A 501-nucleotide genomic window follows, 5' to 3' on the forward strand; every position below is an offset into this window, starting at 1 on the left:
AGTTCAATATTCGTGGTTGCTTGGAATATAGCCGAGCGACCTTTCTTTTTGTTCTACTCACCACGATCGAGATATTAACGCAGGGCTCAATCTAATGAATGAAGCCATAAGGCTTCTAACCGTAGGAACTACGGGGGTAGCCTAATTAAAAATTGGCCGATAGGCTAATGTTCTTAGGAATCCCCCACTTCAATCAGACCGTAAGGTCGATAAGTGGTGGGTAGTTCAATATTCGTGGTTGCTTGGAATATAGCCGAGCGACCTTTCTTTTTGTTCACTGTAAACCAGACAAAATGTGATGATTACTGTTCTTTTGAAATAGTATTATTCCTTTTCTTTTTTACTAAAAGAATGATAGCAATGATAAAAGCTATTACGCTATATACCCAGGTAAACATAAAAGCAAGGCCCAATCCGATATTTGCATCCACATATTCGCTCTTCACATGATCTATGGCTAAATATAGAAGCGGCGCACCTCCAATGATGAGCAGGACGACC

The 501-nt window shown here is 40.3% G+C and carries 1 pseudogene; it reads right to left on the bottom strand.

The features are described from left to right. Positions 1–302 precede the first annotated feature (302 nt). Positions 303–501 (bottom strand): annotated as a pseudogene (locus tag AC1DUW_RS32285) (hypothetical protein); the annotation flags it as partial.

The organism is Peribacillus sp. P4_C12 (assembly GCF_056402095.1).